Source organism: Hoylesella buccalis ATCC 35310 (assembly GCF_025151385.1).
In the GTDB taxonomy this organism is placed as follows: domain Bacteria; phylum Bacteroidota; class Bacteroidia; order Bacteroidales; family Bacteroidaceae; genus Prevotella; species Prevotella buccalis.
This window is the reverse complement of record NZ_CP102287.1, coordinates 3,089,620-3,108,577: the sequence shown is the minus strand read 5'-3', so window position 1 is coordinate 3,108,577 and position 18,958 is coordinate 3,089,620. Positions and strand designations below refer to the sequence as shown.

Genomic DNA, 18,958 nt, shown 5'->3' with positions numbered 1-18,958 from the left:
ATTGATTTTTTTTGCTTAATTTTGCCACACCGTGTAAAGGTTGATAAGGAGAAAATTATGAAGAAAAAAATACAGTTTAGTCTCATTTATAGAGACATGTGGCAATCTTCCGGTAAGTTTCAGCCACGCAAAGATCAATTAGAACGCATTGCTCCAGTCATTATAGAAATGGGCTGTTTTGCTCGTGTAGAAACCAACGGAGGCGCTTTTGAACAAGTAAATTTGCTGGCAGGCGAGAACCCTAACGATGCTGTCCGCGCCTTCTGCGCACCCTTTAACAAAGTGGGCATCAAGACACACATGCTCGATCGTGGATTGAATGCATTGCGCATGTATCCCGTACCCGATGATGTGCGCGCCCTGATGTACAAGGTGAAACATGCCCAAGGCGTGGACATCCCGCGTATATTCGATGGTTTGAACGATGTTCGCAACATCATTCCAAGCATCAAGTGGGCAAAAGAGGCCGGCATGACGCCACAGGGAACCCTGTGTATCACCACCTCTCCCATCCATACGCTGGAATATTACGCCAACATTGCCGACACTTTGATTGAAGCTGGCGCAGAAGAAATCTGCCTAAAAGACATGGCCGGCATCGGTCAGCCTACGTTCTTGGGACAGTTAACCAAGATAATAAAAGACAAACATCCAGAGATTATCCTCGAATACCACGGTCACTCGGGTCCTGGACTGTCGATGGCATCAATGTTAGAGGTGGCCAAAAACGGCATCGACATCTTGGATGTGGCCATCGAACCCCTATCATGGGGCAAGGTACACCCTGACGTTATCTCCGTGCAGAGCATGCTGAAGACGGCTGGTTTCGATGTTCCAGACATCAACATGGATGCTTACATGAAGGCTCGTGCATTGACTCAAGAGTTTATTGACGACTGGTTGGGCTACTTTATCAATCCACAAAACAAGTTCATGAGCTCACTGTTGCTGGGCTGTGGCTTGCCTGGTGGCATGATGGGCAGTATGATGACCGACCTGGCCGGCATTCATGGCACCATTAACAACATCCGCAAGAAGAAAGGAGAGGAAGAACTTTCCACCGACGACATGCTCATCAAGCTGTTTAATGAGGTGGCATACGTTTGGCCTCGCGTGGGTTATCCACCCCTGGTGACACCTTTCTCACAGTATACCAAGAACATAGCACTGATGAACCTGTTGACCATGGAGCAAGGCAAGGGCAGATTCGTGATGATGGACGACTCGATGTGGGGCATGATTCTGGGCAAGAGCGGCAAAGTACCCGGCAAGGTTGACCAAGTATTAGTTGACCTTGCGAAGGAAAAGGGTTACGAATTTACCGATGCCGACCCACATACTTTGTTGGAAAACAACTTGGATGACTTCAAGAAAGAAATGAAGGAAAACGGTTGGGACTTTGGCAAAGACGATGAAGAGCTGTTCGAATTGGCCATGCACCCCGAGCAATATCGCAATTACAAGAGCGGACAAGCGAAGAAAAACTTCTTGGCTGACCTGCAAAAGGCGAAGGATGCGAAACTCGGCAGCAAGGTGTCGAAAGAAGAACTCACCGCATTCAAGCACGCAAAAGCTGACGCGATTGTGGCTCCGGTCAAGGGACAAGTGTTCTGGGAGTTCAATGGTGACGGCGAATGTGCTCCTTCTGTTGAGCCGTATATCGGCAAAGAGTACGACGAAGGCGACAAACTCTGTTACATACAAGCACCATGGGGCGAGTTCGTAGAGATACCTGCGGCCTTAGGAGGTAAGTTGGTTGAGATTAACGCCAAGCAGGGAAGCAAGCTGAACAAGGGTGACGTGATTGCTTACATCGAACGCCCACAAGCTTGATGATTTTGTTTTAAAGCCTAACAAAATACAACTCATCTTCGGGTACTTTCATGCCTGAAGATGAGTTTTTTTAATGATTAAAACGCTTTTTCATGGACTATTTAGCCATCATCAATCAGTATTACCCGCAAGGAAGCAAGGTGCGGGACATCCTCTTGACGCACAGCGAATGCGTAACCCGCAGGGCATTGCAAATTGTCGACAAGCATCCGGAGCTGAAACTCGACCGCACCTTCATCGAAGAGGCGGCTATGTTGCATGACATCGGCATCGTAAAATGTGATGCACCGGGCATCGAATGCTTTGGTACTGAACCGTATATCAAGCATGGCATCATCGGGGCAGACATGCTGCGCGCGGCTGGTTTCCCCCAACACGCGCGGGTTTGCGAACGCCATACGGGTGCCGGAATCGCCTTGCAGAACATCATTGACCAGCACCTGCCCCTACCCCACCAAGACTTTTTGCCCGAGACCATGGAGGAACAGGTGATTTGTTATGCCGACAAGTTCTACTCCAAAACGCACCTCGATCGTGTGAGAACGCCCGAACAGGCACTGAAGAGCCTCGAAAGATTCGGAAAAGAGGGAGCGCAGAGATTTACCAGATGGATGCAACTGTTCGAATAATCGCCACCCACTCCATACAACATCGAGCATCGCAACTGCTGTCATTTTCTTTTACAACACCCTCTTAAATACGGCCGTTTTTTCAAACAAGCATACTGGTGGCTGCAAATATGCGAGTTATGCGCATGTTTTGTATCTAATTAGTAGTCATACACTTACACGAAAACAATCAGTTTTTGCACGTTTTCCCCATGCCACTTCACGCCAATAACATTGCTTTTGATCCCCAATATGTATGCTATTGAGTGGTTAACCGTATGGCTTTGATGCCCAATTACAAAGAGATAATGGTGCCAAGTGACGTGAATAGGGTGGTTATCACCCTATTTTTGGCAGAAAAAGTCTATTTCGCAGCTCCCAAAATACGTTTTTTCGGCCTGAAAACATGACCGCTTTTTCTAGTTCACAACTTTGCAATCATCGTTTTTTTATCATTTTTTTGGACAGAAGCCAACAAAAGGTTGCGCACAAGAAGAAAAGCAATCAAAGCGCATGTTTAGCACGATGTGTTAAGTTAAAAATAAAAAATTGTATATCAATTCGTTCTTATTTATGTAATTTTGCACATTAAATGAGAACTCCGTCGGTTATAGTTCTGCTGCTGTTCATCTTTGCCTTCGTCATGGCAGACATGAACAGGTTTGATTCATACGCCAGGCAACAAACGCAACAACGTGACACGCTGGGTGTGGGCGACACCTTGTTATCAATTAAGCGCGATTCCACACTCGACAAACTCCCTGACTCCGTTGCCGCCGACACCACCCTATTAGACTCGCTCCAGTTGGCCATCCGCAAGCATAATCAACTGATTGACGACTCGATTCGGCTCGACTCGCTCAACAGAAGGAGGGCGAACGGCATCGACGCACCGGTAGAATATACCGCAGAAGATTCGCTGGTGTATAATGCAAAGAGCAAGACCACGCACCTCTACGGCTCGTCTACCGTGAAATACGAGAACATGGACCTCAAGAGTGAGAAGATATACATGAGCATGGACAGCAACCTGGTGCACGCAACTGGTGCCATTAAAGACACTACAACCAAAGCATTGGAAGGCACTCCCGTGTTCAAATTGGGGCAAGATTCGTACGAAAGCGACACCATGGCGTTCAATTTCAAGACCAAGAAGGGCCTCATCAACAACGTTTACACCCAACAAGAAGAGGGATTCTTGCGCAGTGAGCGGTCAAAGCGCGACTCATCGGGCGTAGTGTACATGGAACACGGCCGATATACCACCTGCGATAAGAAGCATCCCGACTTCTATATCGCACTATCAAGAGGCAAGGTACGCCCAGGCAAGGACGTGGTTTTCGGTCCTGCCCATTTGGTAGTGGCCGACGTTCCGCTTCCTATTGCCGTTCCATACGGTTTCTTCCCCTTCACCAAGAGCTATTCATCAGGCTTCATCATGCCGTCTTACGGCGATGAGATGGATCGTGGTTTCTATCTTAGGGACGGCGGGTATTATTTTGCCATCAGTGACAAAATCGACTTGAAGCTGCTTGGCGAAATCTACACCAAGGGTTCTTGGGGCGTTTCGCTGGCCAGCAATTACAATAAAAGATATCGCTATAGCGGCAGTATATTTCTCAGTTACCAGGATTCAAAGACGGGTGACAAGGGTCTACCTGACTTCTCCCGGCAGCAAAGTTACAAGATACAATGGAGCCACCGACAAGACCCAAAGGCCAATCCCTTTAGCTCGTTATCAGCAAGTGTTAACTTCGCCTCCTCCAGTTACGAGCGCAACAACCTGACGAGCTTGTACAATCCGCAGGCACTCACACAAAGTACCCGTACATCTTCTGTGAGTTGGAGCACCACTTTCTCAAGCATTGGCTTGTCACTGAGCAGCTCGATGAACCTTTCGCAGAACATGCGCGACTCGTCCATCGCCCTGACAATGCCCGACCTGAACATCAGCATCAGCCGCTTCTATCCCTTCAAACGCAAGCATGTGGTGGGCAATGAGCGTTGGTACGAGAAGATTGCCGTAAGCTACACGGGCCGTTTCTCCAACTCTATCCAAACAAAAGAGGACAAATTGTTCAAGTCGAACCTCATCAAAGACTGGAGAAACGGTTTCCAGCACGACATTCCTGTCAATGCCAACTTCACACTTTTCGACTATCTCAACGTCAATCCGTCGTTCAATTTCACCGACCGCATGTACTCAAGCAAGATACATCGGTCGTGGGACGCAGCCTCTCAAAAGGTTGTGAACGACACCACATACGGCTTTCACAACGTCTATAACTGGTCACTCAACTTGGGTATGTCTACCAAGCTCTATGGTATGTTCATCCCAAACCGCAAGATATTCGGTGACAAGGTGCAAGCCATCCGCCACGTCTTAACCCCTTCCGTTTCTTTCAGCTATGCTCCTGACTTCGGTGCGCGACGCTATGGCTATTACGATTACTATCAAAAGACCGATGCCGACGGCAATGTGTCGCTCGTAGGATATTCTCCTTACGAAAATGGCATGTACTCTGTACCGGGCAGAGGACGCAGCGGAAACATATCATTCGACCTGGGCAACAACGTCGAAATGAAGGTTAAGAGCGACAAAGACTCAACGGGAATGAAGAAAGTGAGTATCATTGACGAGTTGGGATTATCGATGTCGTATAACATGGCGGCTAAAGAAAAACCGTTGAGCGACCTGAATATGCGCATCAGATTGAAGTGGTGGAAGAACTACACCTTCAACCTCAACGCGCGCTTTGCATCGTATGCCTATGAATTGGATGAGAATGGCAGACCCTACGAGGGCAATCATACGGAATGGGGAATGGGCCGTTTCGGTCGTTTCCAAGGCATGTCGCAAAACATCTCCTACACGCTGACGCCCGAAAAGCTGAAAAAACTCTTCACTGGCAGCCATGATGACGAGGATGAAGACGAACAAAACAAAAACGATATTGAAGGACGTGACACCGACATAGAGAGCAACATTGATGACAATATGATTGAGGGGCAGCATGGAGCGAAGAAGAAACAAAAGGCTGGTAAGGCCGAAACCGATGACGATGGCTACATGGCGTTCAAGATACCTTGGTCACTCACCTTCGGTTATGGTATCACCATGAGTGAGAATAAGGACCTTAAAAAGTTCAATTATAAGACCATGCGCTATCCCTACAAGTTCACTCAGACCCTTAATGTCAGCGGTAATGTTCGCATTAGCGATGGGTGGAACATCAGCTTCTCATCGGGTTACGACTTCGAGAACCATGCCATGTCGATGACAACGGCATCACTTCAGCGCGATCTCCACTGCTTCAACATGAGCTGCTCCGTGGTGTTGGCCCCTTATACCAGCTATAATTTCACGTTTAGGGCCAACGCTGCCACCCTGACAGACGCACTGAAATACGATAAACGCAGCGGCTACAGCAATGCAGTGCAGTGGTATTGAGTTATAGTTGACAAGTTTACAAGTTGACGAGTTTACGAGTTGATAGTTTATAAACTCACACATAGAAACCTCAAAGTTCAATGTTCAAAGCTCAAAGTTCAATGTACTTCTTTCTTCCTTGTCACCAACAATCCAGCAAAGGTCAATGCCCCGTTGAGCAAGAGCAATTCGTAACCAAAATGATAGTGCCACAAATGCTGTGCAACGGCATCCAACACATAGCACAACACGGGTGCGGCAATGGCTAAATAGGGTACCCATCGGTCGTTTACACGGTACTTCGTGAGCAGTCCAAACGCAAACAATCCCAACAAAGGTCCATAGGTATACGATACCAATATATAGATAGCATCTATCAAATTGGTCGAGTTGAACACCCTGAACATCAAGATGAACAAGACAAACACTACGCCCATGGCGGCATGAACACGATGTCTGAGCCGCTCATCCGCAGGCTTTTGACAAATGTCCACACAGTAAGTGGTGGTCAAAGCCGTCAAGGCAGAGTCGGCACTACTGAACGATGTCGCCACAATGCCAATGGTAAAGAACATCACCACCATGGTTCCCAACTCGCCCGTCGCTGCAAACATGGGCAACAACTCATCGCCTGTGGACGGCAGAGGCACACCCTGTTGCGCGGCCAACATAGACAACAGCACACCTAACGCCAAGAACAACAGGTTGACAGGCACGAAGGCAAGTCCGTAAGTACACATGTCTTTCTGTGCCTCTCTCAAGGTTTTGCACGTCAAATTCTTCTGCATCATGTCCTGATCGAGCCCCGTCATCACGATAACGATAAAGATACCACTCACAAATTGCTTCCAAAAATTCTGTTTAGACAGCCAATCATCAAACACGAAGATGCGACTTCTGTCATCCTGTGCGATGGCATTCACCGCCTCAACGACATTCATGTCAAGTATGAACATCACCTGCACGATGATGAAAATGAGCGCCGCGAACATGCAAAAGGTTTGAAACGTATCCGTCCAAACCAAGGTCTTGATGCCTCCGCGCCGCGTATACAGCCATATAAGCGACACCAAAACCAACGCAGTGACCATGAAAGGCACCCCGATGGCATCAAGTACAAACCGCTGTAAGAGCATGCACACCACATAAAACTTAACCGCCGAACCCGACATTTTGGACAACAAAAAGAACCAAGCACCCGTTTTATACGAACGAGTTCCCAAGCGTTGTTGCAAATAAGTGTAAATTGTGGTGAGATTCAGACGATAGTAAATGGGCAACAACACAAAGGCCACCGCCACATAACCCAGCACAAAGCCCAGACAAGTTTGCAGGTAAGTCATACCAATGGTATTGACCATGCCCGGCACAGACACGAAGGTGACACCCGAAACCGACGCACCTATCATGCCAAAGGCCACCAAATACCAGGGCGACTGTCGGTTTCCGCGATAAAAAGTATCGTTTGTGGCATGCCTTGTCGTCATCCTACTCAGTAACAACAAGGCCGCAAAATAGCCTAATAACGTAAGAACAATCGTCATGTTTTTCATGCAAAGTTAACAAATCTCGCATGTATTGACCCACAAATGCAATCTTTTTCTTACCTTTGTTGGTGACAAAACCAGGCTTATCGGCCTATTTCGGGCCATCTGAATCATCAACCCAACAAAAAAAAGACAACAATGCTGAACAAACAAAAGAAATTCATACTTCAGGAAAACGATATTCCTACACAGTGGTACAACATACAAGCCGACATGGTGAACAAGCCCTTGCCGCCGCTAAACCCAAAGACCAAGCAGCCAGTTACGGCAGAAGACTTGTCGCACATCTTCAGCTTAGAATGCTCCAAGCAAGAACTTGATACCGAAAACCGATGGATTGACATCCCCGAAGCGGTGCTGGACAAGTACAAATACTACCGCTCTACCCCATTGGTTCGTGCCTATGCGCTGGAGAAAGCCTTGGACACACCGGCACATATTTATTTCAAAAACGAGAGTGTGAACCCGCTTGGCTCGCACAAACTCAACTCGGCTCTTGCCCAATGCTACTACTGTAAGCAGGAAGGTACCACGAACGTTACCACCGAGACGGGTGCCGGACAGTGGGGAGCAGCCTTGAGTTATGCGGCAAAAATCTTCGGATTGGAAGCTGCCGTGTACCAAGTAAAGATTTCGATGCAGCAAAAACCCTACCGCAGTAGTATCATGCGAACCTTCGGAGCCACCGTGGAAGGCTCGCCATCGATGTCAACACGCGCCGGAAAGGACATCATCACGCGCGATCCTCACCATCAGGGAAGCCTCGGAACAGCTATCTCTGAGGCCATCGAACTGGCCACTACCACACCCAACTGCAAGTACACGCTGGGCTCGGTGCTTAACCATGTGGCTCTACATCAAACTGTTATCGGCTTGGAAGCAGAGAAACAAATGGAGATGGCGGGCGAATATCCCGACGTCGTGATTGCTTGTTTCGGTGGTGGAAGCAACTTTGGTGGACTGACCTTCCCCTTCATGCGGCATAACATCTTGGAAGGAAAGAAAACAGAATACATTGCTGCCGAGCCCAGCAGCTGTCCAAAACTAACCCGAGGCAAGTTTGAATACGACTTTGGCGACGAGGCTGGCTACACGCCCCTGTTGCCCATGTACACGCTGGGACACGACTTTAAGCCCGCAAACATTCATGCCGGCGGTTTACGCTATCATGGTGCGGGCATGATTATCTCACAATTGGCAAAAGACAAGCTGATGCATGGCGTGGACATTCCACAGCTGGAGGCATTCGATGCCGGTATTCTTTTCTCTCGAACCGAAGGCATTATCCCGGCTCCAGAGAGCTGCCATGCCATCGCTGCCACCATTCGTGAGGCACAAAAGTGCAAAGAGAGTGGTGAAGAGAAGGTGATTCTCTTTAATCTCTCGGGCCATGGACTCATCGACATGACGGCATACGACAGTTATTTGAGGGGCGACTTGCGCAATTACAGCATCACTGATGAAGAGATTGCGGACAGCCTCAAAGATGTTCCTGAGGTGTAATTTTCTTAACAACACACCGCTTCATATTTGGCGTATTTGCAAACCAACCTACCTTTTGGTGCAAATACGCCAAATATGAGCAACTTTCATAAGCAGCTAACAAACAGCGAGTTATATCTTTTACAGCCACTTTTAGCATTCAAATTGGAAACAATTCCCAGCCAAGAGCATTGCTTTTAGTGCGTAATTCACATGCTTTTGAAGCACAAACTCATGTAGATTGACCGCCAAAGTGTTGCTGATTGACCACCAAAGTCATTGTTTTAAGGAGAAAAGTGGATATTGATAACAAATCAATCGGATGTTTGCTTCCTTCCAGCCTATCGATTTTTTCTATTTCATCAATTTTCAAGTGCCATTTTTAGGGCTTAAAACGATGAAAATATCCAACATTTTTTGGTGTGTAATGGCACGAATCTTCATCTGGAACATTGCCCCTTTGATTTGTTGAGTCCTTAAATTCGTTGTTGAAAACAATGATGGCGGATCGTGTGCAGCGGCACAAAATAGCATCCTACTTGTCACGCAATTATAAAAAATATGAAAAGGTAGGCACATTCAGATTAATTTCGTACTTTTGCATAAAATAGGCTGCGCCTCAACAAAGTAAACAAGCTTTCTTTGTCTTCGGCTTGCACTGTTTTTGCATAAAATAGGCTGCGCCTTAACAAAGCAAACTGTCTTGAATGCTTTTGGCGGGCTCTATCCATCAGAATCGGGAAAAAATAGCTATTTTATCATATATGAACATCTTAGAATTGAGTGAACAGGAGATTGGTCGCAGACAAAGTCTCCAAGAGTTACGAAATATGGGCATCGACCCTTATCCTGCCGCAGAGTTTCCTACCAACGCGTTCAGCACAGAGATAAAAGCTGACTATCAAGACGGTGAGGAAAAGCGAGAAGTGGTGATAGCAGGCCGCATGATGACACGACGCGTGATGGGCAAGGCCAGTTTTGTAGAATTGCAAGACTCCAAAGGCCGAATACAAGTGTACGTTACGCGCGATGACATCTGCCCCGATGAGAACAAAGATTTGTACAACGTGGTGTTCAAACGCCTGTTGGACATTGGCGATGTCATTGGCATCAAGGGCTTTGTGTTCAAAACTCAAACAGGTGAAATATCGGTACACGCACAAAGTTTAACTCTGTTGAGCAAGGCCTTAAAACCCCTGCCTATCGTGAAATACAAAGACGGAGTGGCCTACGACAAGTTTGACGACCCTGAATTGCGCTATCGCCAACGCTATGTCGACCTGATTGTCAACGATGGCGTGAAAGATACGTTTTTGCAACGTGCTACGGTGTTGCGCACCATGCGTAAGGTACTGGACGAGGCTGGCTACACAGAGGTGGAGACTCCTACCCTGCAGGCCATTGCCGGTGGTGCTAGCGCACGCCCATTTATCACACACTTCAATGCGCTGAACACCGACATGTACATGCGCATCGCCACCGAACTGTACTTAAAACGACTGATAGTGGGCGGGTTTGAAGGCGTGTATGAAATCGGCAAGAACTTCCGTAACGAGGGAATGGATCGCAATCACAATCCAGAATTCACTTGCATGGAATTGTATGTGCAGTACAAAGACTACAACTGGATGATGGCGTTTACTGAAAAACTGCTGGAAACCATTTGTATTGCGGTCAACGGTAGTGCCGAACGGGAGATTGACGGACAGACAATCAGCTTCAAAGCTCCTTACCGACGCTTGCCCATTCTGGATGCCATCAAAGAAAAGACGGGCTATGACCTCAACGAAAAGACTGAAGACGAGATAAGAGAAATCTGCAAAAAGCTCGACATGGAGGTGGATGAGAGCATGGGTAAAGGCAAGTTGATTGACGAAATATTTGGCGAGTTCTGCGAAGGAACATTCATTCAACCCACGTTCATCACAGATTACCCCGTGGAAATGTCACCGCTTACCAAGATGCACCGAAGCAAACCAGGACTGACAGAACGCTTTGAACTGATGGTGAACGGCAAGGAATTGGCGAATGCCTACTCTGAATTGAACGACCCTATCGACCAAGAAGAGCGTTTCAAGGAGCAAATGAAATTGGCTGACAAGGGTGACGACGAGGCCATGATTATCGACCAAGACTTCCTGCGCGCGCTGCAATATGGCATGCCTCCCACGTCGGGTATCGGCATTGGCATCGACCGTTTGGTGATGTTGATGACCGGAAAGACGTTCATACAGGAAGTGCTGTTCTTCCCACAAATGAAACCTGAGAAGAAAATACCGCAGAGTACGGTGGAAGAATGGGCAGCCATCGGCGTTCCGGAGCAGTGGGTTCCTGTGTTCAGAAAGGCAGGATACAACCTGATTTCGGACATCGCGCAGGTAAAGGCACAGGCCTTGCAAATGAATGTTTGCGGGGTGAACAAGAAATATAAATTGGGCTACGACAATCCGAAGGTTGAACAATTCCAACAATGGATTGACAACAGTCAGAAATAATTCATCATGCACAATTCATGATTCACACGCTTCTCGCTAACTATCAATTGGATTGAGAAAAAGGAGAATCATGACTTGTGAGCAATCAGGATGAAGCTTCTCGCTAACGATCAATTGGATTGAGAAAAGAAGAATCATGACTTGTGAACAATCAGGATGAATTATGAATTAAGAATTATGAATTACAACTGCGGCAAGATAGCAATCATCGGGGGCGGAAGTTGGGCCACAGCCATCGCCAAAATCGTGGTGAGCCATGCTCATCACATTGGATGGTACATGCGTAGAGACGACCGCATCGAGGATTTTAAGCGTCTGGGACACAATCCCGCCTATCTGACAAGCGTGCGTTTCAACACCGATGAGATATTTTTCTCATCGGACATCAACACCATTACCGGTGCCTACGACACGCTGGTCTTTGTGACACCGTCACCCTACTTCAAGAGCCACCTGCGGAAACTCAAGACCCGTCTGCGCGACAAGTTCATCATCACCGCCATCAAGGGTATTGTTCCCGATGAAAACTTAGTGTGTTCAGAGTATTTCCACCAAGTGTTTGACGTGCCATACGAGAACTTAGCCGTGATTGGAGGGCCGTCGCATGCAGAGGAAGTGGCCATGGATCGCTTGTCTTACCTTACCATCGGCTGCGCCGACATACAGAAAGCGGAGTCGTTTGCCGAATTCATTGCCAGCGATGTCATCAAGACCAAGACCTCATCGGACGTGATTGGCATCGAATATTCGTCGGTTCTGAAGAACGTTTACGCCATCGCTTCGGGCATTTGCAGTGGACTGAAGTACGGTGACAACTTCCAAGCCGTGCTCATTGCGAATGCGGTTCAGGAGATGTCTCGGTTCCTCACAGCCGTCCATCCCATTGAACGCAGTGCATACGACTCGGTTTATTTGGGAGATTTATTGGTGACATCGTACTCCAATTTCTCGCGCAACCGCACCTTCGGCACCATGATTGGCAAGGGATATTCGGTGAAAAGCGCGCAGATTGAAATGGAGATGATTGCCGAAGGATATTTCGGAACCAAGTGCATGAAAGAGATCAATCGGCACATGCACGTGAACATGCCGATTTTAGATGCTGTGTACAACATTTTGTACGAGCACATCAGTCCGCAAATAGAAATCAAATTATTAACAGATTCATTTAGATAACTTGAAGATGAAAAGTATTAGTTTAGACATCACAAAAGCCACTCAGTTCTTGAAACCTGGCACAATACAGGCCTATGAAGAAAAGGTAAAAGCCGTACAAGAAGCGCTTGAAAACGGCACTTGTCCAGGAAACGATTTCTTAGGATGGTTACATTTGCCTTCTTCCATCACACCTGCGTTTCTTGACGAAGTACAGGCATGCGCCAACACCTTACGCGAAAAGTGCGAAGTGGTAGTGGTTGCCGGTATTGGCGGAAGCTACTTGGGCGCTCGTGCCGTGATAGAGGCCTTGGGAAACTCATTCGCTTGGCTGGTAAACAATAAGAAGAATCCTACCATTCTCTTTGCAGGAAACAACATTGGCGAGGACTATTTGGCAGAACTCACTGATTACTTGAAGGACAAAAAGTTTGGTGTCATCAACATATCTAAATCGGGTACCACAACAGAAACGGCTCTTACGTTCCGCTTGTTGAAGAAACAATGCGAGGCACAACGTGGCAAAGAAGAGGCTAAAGACGTGATTGTGGCCATCACTGATGCAAAAAAAGGTGCCGCACGCACATGCGCCGACAAAGAGGGATACAAGAGTTTTGTCATTCCTGACAATGTAGGCGGTCGCTTCTCCGTACTCACTCCCGTTGGATTACTGCCCATTGCCTGCGCTGGTTTCGATATTAAAGCTTTGGTACAGGGTGCTGCCGACATGGAAAAGGCTACGGGGAAAGACGTGACTTTGCATGAGAACATAGCCGCACAGTACGCTGTTGTGCGTCATGCGATGTATCGCGAAATGGGCAAGAAGATTGAGATTATCGTCAACTTCCAGCCTAAACTGCACTTCATCGGTGAATGGTGGAAACAACTTTACGGTGAGAGTGAAGGAAAAGACCATCTGGGTATTTATCCTGCCGCATGCGATTTCACCACCGATTTGCACTCCATGGGACAGTGGATACAAGAGGGCGAGCGTTCAATCTTTGAAACTGTGATCAGTGTTGAGCAGCCCAACAAGAAGATGTTGTTCCCCAAAGATGAGGAAAATCTGGACGGTTTGAACTTCTTGGCAGGTAAACGAGTGGACGAAGTGAACAAGATGGCCGAGCTGGGTACACGACTGGCGCACGTTGACGGTGGCGTTCCCAACATCCGCATCAGCCTTCCAGAACTGAATGAGTATTACATCGGCCAGCTACTTTACTTCTTCGAGATAGCCTGTGGCATCAGCGGAAACCTCTTGGGCGTGAATCCTTTCAACCAACCTGGCGTGGAAGCGTACAAGAAGAACATGTTTGCCTTGCTCAACAAGCCTGGCTACGAAGCTGAAAGCAAGGCTATACAAGAGCGTTTGGCAAACGAAAAATAAGATTGAATGTTTGAAAACGAAATACATGATTATTTGAGAAAGCATGACTTTGCGGCGTTCCAACCCAAAGTCGTGCTTTTTGATATGGACGGTGTGCTGTACAATTCAATGCCTCATCACGCCGTTGCGTGGAAAGAATCGATGAAGAGTTTCGGTCTTGACATGACCGAAGATGATGTGTATGCCACTGAAGGAATGAAGGGTGTAGACACCATCAGAATGATGGTTAAGCAACAACAAGGTCGTGACATCTCGGAAGAAGAGGCGCAAAAGATGTACGATGAGAAAGGCAGACTGTTTCATCAAATGCCCGAAGCACCCATTTTTGACGGGGTACTCGACCTCATGAGCAAGATAAAGAAGAGCGGATTGAGCATTGGCATTGTGACAGGTAGTGCGCAAAAGCAGCTGATTAAACGGCTTGTAAACGATTTCCACCAATTCGTATCTGAAGAGAATATTGTCACAGCCTATAACATCAAGCACGGAAAACCTGCGCCCGACCCGTATTTGAAGGGCTTACAATTGACGGGAAACCATCAGCCTTGGGAAGGAATCGTGGTGGAGAATGCCCCTATGGGCATACGAGCAGGCGTGTCGGCTCAAATCTTTACGGTAGCCATCAACAGTGGTCCCCTACCCGACAGCATCCTTAGAAAAGAAGGTGCCGACCTGCTTTTCCATCAAATGACCGAGTTTTGTGCAGTCTGGGAACAGCTTTTGGATGCGGCCAAACACGCTTAAACCCATCTTCAACCAACGATCAAGAAAGGTAAGATGTAAGATGTCCACCTACAAAATGTTGGGTGACTACTGGTAAAATGTATAATGACTACCAACAAAATGTAAGATGTCCACTAACACTTACTTACCTCATACCATCATTCTGCGACGGATTTTTGTTTTAGCCACCGCATTATTGCTTGGCGTAATGAAGCTCCTGGCACAGCAATGTTTGGTGTGTGATGCCATTACCCGCATCCCTATCCGCGACGTGGAGGTGCATGCAAATGGCAAATTTGTTGGAAAAACCACCTACAGAGGACTAATATCCTTACCTTACAATACAAAGAGTGCCACTTTCTACAAACGCAACTACCTGAAAGAAACACTCTCTGCAGAAGAAATTAGGAAAGACACAGTCTTCCTTTTCCCTGCAACATACAGTATTGACGAAGTGACTATTTGGGGAAAGCACATGCAAAATATTGACAGTCTGAAGGCCAATCGCCCCTACTTACCACCAGACCATGACGCACCCCATGGCTTCTTTGAGTTCGATTTAGCCAAGATGCTCGACTTTAGGAAGAAGAGAGACATGAAACACCTCAGGCAGTTGAAAGAGGCATTTCGCAAGATAGATGCCGCAGAAGACCCTATAGAAAAGGCCTACCGCGAAACGTTACGCGAGCAAGAGAGGCAAGAGCAACGGGAAAAGCGGCGCTAAATGAGCACCGCTGTTCCGCTTACTGCCACCATTAGCATACTCCCAGACTGTCCAATGGTTTCATAATCGATGTCAATACCCACGACTGCATTCGCGCCCAAAGCCTCAGCTCGTTCTTGCATCTCGTGCAAAGAAGTATCCTTCGCCTCACGAAGTACCTTCTCATAAGCATTGCTACGGCCGCCAATGACGTCGCGTATACCGGCAAAGAAATCCTTCAAAACATTGGCACCAATAATGGTTTCGCCCGTTACGATGCCCTTGTACTCCAGGATTTTTCGCCCTTCAACAGTAGGAGTTGTTGTTAACAGCATTTATTATGACTTTCTAAACAGTGATGCTATCCAAAGTACTAAGACGGCACCCACTACAGCTGTTCCTAAAGAGCCAATGGTTCCACCCCAAGAGATATTCAACAGGCTCAACGTCCAGCCACCTACAACACCACCAATGATACCCAGCAACAGATTCATCCAAAAGCCGAAACCGCCACCACGCATAATCTTACCGGCGATAAAACCAGCCAAACATCCAATAATAATTGATCCAATAAGTCCAAACATAATCTTTATTTTTTAAATTAATACAAATTTCTTTTACTTCCGTTCCATGCGACCATCAGTTACATGGCCAGACGGTTAAAGAAGAACCAGGTTAAGGCCATCTTGCAAGATGAATGAAACTCTGTAGCCAGAACAACACCCATCTCATTCAGCAGCCGTCCCTTTAGGGAAGAACAGGTTTGCCTGCGTCTTCCCAACCCATAATTCCGTCACGGAGATTAACCACCTTAAAGCCTGCCTTGACTAGTTGTTGAGCGGCCAACATGCTGCGTTTGCCCGAACGACAATAGACATACACCGGATTAGTGTGATCCAACATTGCCTGCGCCTTGTCAATAAAGTCAGGCTGCTGCACGTCTATATTTTCGGCATTGGCGATATGTCCTTGCGCATACTCTTCTACTGAACGTACATCCAGCAATTGTACATGTCCGTCGTAGAGAGCGTTTTCAAACTCGTCTACTGTCACAGACTCGATTCCTCGATGACTGGAACAGCTTGCAAATAGCGTACTTAAAATCACGATAATAATACCTTTCAATAATTTAATCATCCGTTTAGTTGCTCATAATCATCCTCAAAGTTACAAAAAAAGTTGAAACTATCAAATAAATCTTACAAAAGTTCACTACTTGCGACATATTTGTTTCTGTCTATGGCCGCAGCTATCGCCTTTTGAAGTATACGTCTGAGACAACACACGAATGTCTAACTTTTCCACAAGTCGTGGCTTTTTGCGTTCCAAACATAAAAACTTTTCTCAGTAAATATGTCTCGATTTGTTTTTTTTCTCTACTTTTGCGAAGTAACAACATCAAACGGAAAGCGATGAAAACCAAGACCTTTATTCTCTTATTGTTCCTTACTGTCTTGTCCATAGACGCATCGGCACAAGGCCGGATGATACCCAATCTCGACAAGGTAACCATCTTTTCAAAAGGCGCACAGGTATACCGTCACAAACAAGTGGTCCTGCAAGCTGGCGAACAAACGCTCAGTTTCACGGGACTATCACCCTACATAGACGCCAACAGCATACAGGTCAAGGCAGGAGGCAATGTGACAATACTTGGCGTCAGTCAGCGATACATTCGTCCCGACAGTGCCATGCTTTCCGGACAGCTGCGCACTGCCGAAGCTGCGATGAAGAAAGCACGCAACCGCCTGGCTGAGGTGAAAGCCAAGCGAACGGTGATGAAGTCGCAATTGGAGATGGTGAAAACCAACAGTTCCACAGCTGCACGCACCGTTGCGACACCCCTCGAAGCCATCAAACAGCTCAACCAATATTATTATGACGAAACCATGGCCATCAACAAGCGGCTCATCGGTCTCGACGAAGAAGAGCAGCAGGCCAACCACAATGTGGAAAAGCAGCAAGAAGTCATAGACTCCCTCGCCGGACTCAATGCCAAACGGCTCACCGTGATTGATGTCAAGGTTGACGCTCCACGAGTTTCTAATACCAACTTCACCTTTGTCTACTACGTCAATGGGGCATCATGGTACCCCACCTACGAACTCCGTTCAGGCAGCACTGCGGCTCCCCTGCAACTCACCTACAAGGCCAACATCACACAACAAACCAATGAAGACTGGCGCAACGTGCCCGTCACACTGTCGTCGGCCAATCCAAATCGCAGCAATGTGTCGCCTGAGCTAAAGACTTATTGGCTCGACTACGACCTCGCCGCACCCACCTACGACTTTGGTATAGATAACAACCGCATCTCTGGCACTATCACCGACGAGGAAGACAATCCCGTCATCGGCGCCACTATCCAAGTGAAAGGCACCACCATCGGCACCGTAAGCGACATTGACGGACACTACACACTCACGTTGCCCAATGGCAATCGCAACGTGGAAGCGAGCTACATTGGCATGGAAACACAAGTGAAGCAAGCCACAGGAAACCGCCTCGACTTCCGCATGGAGAATAGCAAACTGGCATTGGAAGAAGTGGTGGTCAAGGGATTTGGAAGCAAAAGCACGAGATCGAACGTGAAATTTACAGCTCCAGTGATAAAGGCCGACAGGGAGGTGAAGGCCGAAAGCATCGCTGATGAAAACAGCATGGATGTTAGTTCCACTGCTGCCAAGTTTGGATACGAGTTCGAGATAGGGCATCCGCTGACCATTCTCTCCAACAACAAGCCCGTGAGTTGCCAGATAGGCAAATACCAATTACCCACCACCTATGCTTATAAGGGCGTTCCCAAAATTGACAAGAGCGCTTTCCTCGTGGCTGATGTCACCGGTTGGAACGAGCTGAACCTTATTCAGGGAGAAACCACCGTGTTCTTCGACAACAGCTATGTGGGCAAAACCATCCTCAATCCCGACCAGCAGAGCGATACCCTCCACCTCGCCATGGGGCGCGACAACGGCATCCACATCGAGCGAAAACTCATCAAGAACAACACCTCTCGCAGACTTCTGGGTGGCAGCAGAGTGCAAACCATGAACTGGGAAATCAGCTTACGCAATGCCCGAGCCGAACAAGTGGTCATCAGTATTTACGACCAACTGCCCGTTTCGAGAAATTCAAGCATCACCGTCACGCCTCAGGAACTAAGTGGCGGACAACTCGACAAGCTGAACGGGCAGGTAGTCTGGAAGCTGACGCTTGCACCAGGTGAAGTTAAAAAGCTGTCGCTTGGCTATCAGGTGAAGTATGACAAATACCGTCGTCTCACTATAGAATAAGGAGAAAATTGGAGTACCTGAATTATAAGGCTCATCTATTCATTGCGCACACGCTGACTGTGTAGGGCAAATAGTTTTAGAATTAGCAACTCATCGCATCAACAGTCACATACCTGTCGCTTTACTACCTTAACTTTTTGATTGGTGATGGGTGCCCACTAAAAGATTTATTGCATTCCACCATGAAGGCTGAATTCATCACTCGAAATTCAGTCTTCATTGTGTTTCTTTGTATCCACTAAAACACAACCTCTTCCATCATGATGGAATATCGTAAGTTGTATCATTTACGAATGGAGGAT

14 protein-coding genes are annotated in these 18,958 nt (G+C 47.4%); 10 read left to right on the top strand and 4 right to left on the bottom strand.

Annotation, left to right across the window (positions count from 1 at the left end):
• The first annotated feature begins 57 nt into the window (after positions 1-57).
• The 3 genes from NQ518_RS12770 (at position 58) to NQ518_RS12760 (ending at position 5,892) form a co-directional block, all read left to right on the top strand.
• Positions 58-1,833, top strand: coding sequence for an oxaloacetate decarboxylase (locus NQ518_RS12770; protein WP_227961558.1), 1,776 nt, complete (start codon positions 58-60; stop codon positions 1,831-1,833).
• 92 nt (positions 1,834-1,925) lie between these two features.
• The gene (locus NQ518_RS12765; protein ID WP_227961560.1) at positions 1,926-2,462 is read left to right on the top strand and encodes an HDIG domain-containing metalloprotein; all 537 of its coding nucleotides are present in this window, start codon (positions 1,926-1,928) and stop codon (positions 2,460-2,462) included.
• A 571-nt stretch (positions 2,463-3,033) separates the two neighbouring features.
• Positions 3,034-5,892: a putative LPS assembly protein LptD gene (locus NQ518_RS12760; protein ID WP_227961562.1), complete on the top strand. Its 2,859-nt coding sequence runs from the start codon at positions 3,034-3,036 to the stop codon at positions 5,890-5,892.
• A 98-nt stretch (positions 5,893-5,990) separates the two neighbouring features.
• Here NQ518_RS12760 and NQ518_RS12755 read toward each other — a convergent pair whose 3' ends face one another.
• Positions 5,991-7,415, bottom strand: coding sequence for a sodium:solute symporter (locus NQ518_RS12755; RefSeq protein ID WP_227206002.1), 1,425 nt, complete (start codon positions 7,413-7,415; stop codon positions 5,991-5,993).
• A 144-nt stretch (positions 7,416-7,559) separates the two neighbouring features.
• Here NQ518_RS12755 and NQ518_RS12750 point away from each other — a divergent pair, with 144 nt between their 5' ends.
• The 6 genes from NQ518_RS12750 to NQ518_RS12725 all read left to right on the top strand — a co-directional run bounded on the left by NQ518_RS12750 (position 7,560) and on the right by NQ518_RS12725 (position 15,384).
• The gene (locus NQ518_RS12750) at positions 7,560-8,921 is read left to right on the top strand and encodes a TrpB-like pyridoxal phosphate-dependent enzyme (RefSeq protein WP_227206046.1); all 1,362 of its coding nucleotides are present in this window, start codon (positions 7,560-7,562) and stop codon (positions 8,919-8,921) included.
• Positions 8,922-9,664: 743 nt separating this feature from the next.
• The gene (lysS, locus tag NQ518_RS12745; RefSeq protein ID WP_227961564.1) at positions 9,665-11,395 is read left to right on the top strand and encodes a lysine--tRNA ligase; all 1,731 of its coding nucleotides are present in this window, start codon (positions 9,665-9,667) and stop codon (positions 11,393-11,395) included.
• A gap of 177 nt (positions 11,396-11,572) precedes the next feature.
• A complete protein-coding gene (locus NQ518_RS12740) occupies positions 11,573-12,571 on the top strand; it encodes an NAD(P)H-dependent glycerol-3-phosphate dehydrogenase (RefSeq protein WP_227205998.1) in 999 nt (332 codons plus the stop codon).
• 7 nt (positions 12,572-12,578) lie between these two features.
• Positions 12,579-13,937, top strand: coding sequence for a glucose-6-phosphate isomerase (locus NQ518_RS12735; RefSeq protein ID WP_227205996.1), 1,359 nt, complete (start codon positions 12,579-12,581; stop codon positions 13,935-13,937).
• A 6-nt stretch (positions 13,938-13,943) separates the two neighbouring features.
• Positions 13,944-14,681 (top strand): HAD family hydrolase, encoded by a 738-nt coding sequence (locus NQ518_RS12730; protein WP_227205994.1) that lies wholly within the window; start codon positions 13,944-13,946, stop codon positions 14,679-14,681.
• A 106-nt stretch (positions 14,682-14,787) separates the two neighbouring features.
• The gene (locus tag NQ518_RS12725) at positions 14,788-15,384 is read left to right on the top strand and encodes a hypothetical protein (protein ID WP_227961566.1); all 597 of its coding nucleotides are present in this window, start codon (positions 14,788-14,790) and stop codon (positions 15,382-15,384) included.
• On the opposite strand, the gene NQ518_RS12720 is transcribed toward NQ518_RS12725, so the two are convergent.
• From NQ518_RS12720 to NQ518_RS12710, 3 genes are all read right to left on the bottom strand, one after another.
• Positions 15,381-15,698, bottom strand: coding sequence for a heavy metal-binding domain-containing protein (locus NQ518_RS12720; protein ID WP_227961567.1), 318 nt, complete (start codon positions 15,696-15,698; stop codon positions 15,381-15,383). The genes NQ518_RS12725 and NQ518_RS12720 overlap by 4 nt on opposite strands.
• 3 nt (positions 15,699-15,701) lie before the next feature.
• Positions 15,702-15,947, bottom strand: a complete 246-nt coding sequence (locus NQ518_RS12715; RefSeq protein ID WP_102697352.1) for a GlsB/YeaQ/YmgE family stress response membrane protein — start codon at positions 15,945-15,947, stop codon at positions 15,702-15,704.
• A gap of 163 nt (positions 15,948-16,110) precedes the next feature.
• A complete protein-coding gene (locus NQ518_RS12710; RefSeq protein WP_227961569.1) occupies positions 16,111-16,500 on the bottom strand; it encodes a rhodanese-like domain-containing protein in 390 nt (129 codons plus the stop codon).
• 275 nt (positions 16,501-16,775) lie between these two features.
• Between NQ518_RS12710 and NQ518_RS12705 the strand changes: the two genes are divergently transcribed.
• Positions 16,776-18,656, top strand: coding sequence for a DUF4139 domain-containing protein (locus tag NQ518_RS12705; protein WP_227961571.1), 1,881 nt, complete (start codon positions 16,776-16,778; stop codon positions 18,654-18,656).
• Positions 18,657-18,958: the final 302 nt, after the last annotated feature.

Coding starts and splice junctions, on each gene's coding strand:
- NQ518_RS12725 (WP_227961566.1), top strand. CDS start 14,788: ATGTCCACTAACACTTACTTACCTCATACCATCATTCTGCGACGGATT.
- NQ518_RS12730 (WP_227205994.1), top strand. CDS start 13,944: ATGTTTGAAAACGAAATACATGATTATTTGAGAAAGCATGACTTTGCG.
- NQ518_RS12705 (WP_227961571.1), top strand. CDS start 16,776: ATGAAAACCAAGACCTTTATTCTCTTATTGTTCCTTACTGTCTTGTCC.
- lysS (WP_227961564.1), top strand. CDS start 9,665: ATGAACATCTTAGAATTGAGTGAACAGGAGATTGGTCGCAGACAAAGT.
- NQ518_RS12765 (WP_227961560.1), top strand. CDS start 1,926: ATGGACTATTTAGCCATCATCAATCAGTATTACCCGCAAGGAAGCAAG.
- NQ518_RS12770 (WP_227961558.1), top strand. CDS start 58: ATGAAGAAAAAAATACAGTTTAGTCTCATTTATAGAGACATGTGGCAA.
- NQ518_RS12740 (WP_227205998.1), top strand. CDS start 11,573: ATGAATTACAACTGCGGCAAGATAGCAATCATCGGGGGCGGAAGTTGG.
- NQ518_RS12755 (WP_227206002.1), bottom strand. CDS start 7,415: ATGACGATTGTTCTTACGTTATTAGGCTATTTTGCGGCCTTGTTGTTA.
- NQ518_RS12735 (WP_227205996.1), top strand. CDS start 12,579: ATGAAAAGTATTAGTTTAGACATCACAAAAGCCACTCAGTTCTTGAAA.
- NQ518_RS12710 (WP_227961569.1), bottom strand. CDS start 16,500: ATGATTAAATTATTGAAAGGTATTATTATCGTGATTTTAAGTACGCTA.
- NQ518_RS12760 (WP_227961562.1), top strand. CDS start 3,034: ATGAGAACTCCGTCGGTTATAGTTCTGCTGCTGTTCATCTTTGCCTTC.
- NQ518_RS12715 (WP_102697352.1), bottom strand. CDS start 15,947: ATGTTTGGACTTATTGGATCAATTATTATTGGATGTTTGGCTGGTTTT.
- NQ518_RS12720 (WP_227961567.1), bottom strand. CDS start 15,698: ATGCTGTTAACAACAACTCCTACTGTTGAAGGGCGAAAAATCCTGGAG.